This window comes from Fulvivirga lutimaris, from assembly GCF_009711525.1.
GTDB lineage: Bacteria > Bacteroidota > Bacteroidia > Cytophagales > Cyclobacteriaceae > Fulvivirga > Fulvivirga lutimaris.
Genome location: NZ_SMLV01000221.1, coordinates 1 through 1,754 on the forward strand (window position 1 = coordinate 1; position 1,754 = coordinate 1,754).

Annotated in this window: 1 protein-coding gene; it reads left to right on the top strand. The window is 36.5% G+C overall.

Translation table 11 applies throughout. The features are described from left to right. The first annotated feature begins 121 nt into the window (after positions 1–121). The gene (gene asnS, locus E1140_RS02435) at positions 122–1,564 is read left to right on the top strand and encodes an asparagine--tRNA ligase (RefSeq protein ID WP_185153385.1); all 1,443 of its coding nucleotides are present in this window, start codon (positions 122–124) and stop codon (positions 1,562–1,564) included. The last annotated feature ends 190 nt before the right edge of the window (positions 1,565–1,754 follow it).

Here is a 1,754-nt window from a genome sequence, read left to right on the forward strand (position 1 = left end):
TTTTTGACCCTAACTAAATTTACATCAAAGTTATTATATTTCACCTATTCTTTGATAAAAAGCTTTATTTATCGTTTTTTTGCGGTCATTTTTAAGAGAATAATTGTACAAAAAAAGCCACGTGGAAGCTAAAAAAAGAACAAAAATTATTGATGTATTAGGAAGTACATCGGTAGGTACGCAGGTATTAGTTAAGGGTTGGGTAAGAACTTTCAGAAACAATCAGTTTATTGCTCTAAATGACGGCTCCACAATTAATAATATTCAAGGTGTAGTTGATTTCACTACCACTGATGAAAAGATCCTTAAAAGGATTACCACAGGTGCATGTATCTCGATTACCGGAGAAGTTGTTGAGTCAAAAGGAAAAGGACAATCTGTTGAAATCAAGGTTGATCAACTGGAGATATTGGGTGATGCTGATGCTGACAAATACCCGCTTCAGCCTAAAAGGCATTCACTTGAATTTTTGAGAGAAATAGCCCATTTACGAGTTAGAACAAACACTTTTAGTGCAATATACAGAATGCGCCACGCAATGATTTTTGCAGTGCATAAATTCTTCACAGAGAAAGGTTTCTTTAATATCCACACTCCTATTATTACAGGTAGTGATGCCGAGGGTGCTGGTGAAATGTTTAAGGTGACCAACCTTGATCTTGAGAACCTTCCTAAAACTGTAGAAGGACATATTGATTTCAAAGAAGATTTCTTTGGAAAAGAAACAAACCTAACTGTTTCGGGACAGCTTGAAGTTGAGACGGCATGTATGGCACTTTCTGAAGTATATACTTTCGGCCCTACTTTCAGAGCAGAAAATTCAAACACTTCAAGGCACCTAGCTGAGTTTTGGATGATAGAGCCGGAAATGGCTTTTTATGACATCAATGACAACATGGATTTGGCGGAGGAGTTTTTGAAATACCTTACCAACTATGCTTTGGATAACTGCAAAGATGATCTTGAGTTTTTAAACAACAGAGCTGTTGAAGAAGATAAGCAGAAGCCTCAGCAAGAGCGAGCAGAAATGACCCTTCTTGAAAGGTTGAAGTTTGTAGTGGAAAATGATTTCGTTAGACTTACTTATACTGAGGCTATTGATATTCTTAAAAACTCTAAGCCGAATAAGAAAAAGAAATTCCAATACCTGATCAATGAATGGGGTGCTGATTTACAATCAGAGCACGAAAGATATTTAGTTGAGAAGCATTTCAAGAAACCAGTAATACTTTGTGATTATCCTAAAGACATCAAGGCATTCTATATGCGCTTGAATGAAGATGGAAAAACTGTTGCCGCTATGGATGTCTTATTTCCTGGTATTGGTGAAATCATTGGTGGTGCTCAGCGTGAAGAAAGGTATGATGTACTGAAAGGCAAAATTGAGAAGATGGGCATTCCTGAAGAAGACCTTTGGTGGTATATGGACTTAAGAAAATTTGGTTCAGCGCCTCATAGCGGGTTCGGACTTGGATTTGAGAGATTGATGCTCTTTGTAACAGGAATGGGCAATATCAGAGATGTAATTCCTTTCCCAAGAACTCCAGATAACGCAGAGTTTTAAAAGATACTAAATAGATGCCAAGAAAAAACCCTGTCCAGTTATACTGAGACAGGGTTTTTCAATTTCAATTAACCTGTGATTTATCGTTTTAGAAACTTATATGTTTCTTTAAATACATTGTTTTCATCCTTTATGGCTAGTAGGTAATAACCAGGAGCAAGATCCTTAACTCTTATTCTATAGTTATTTT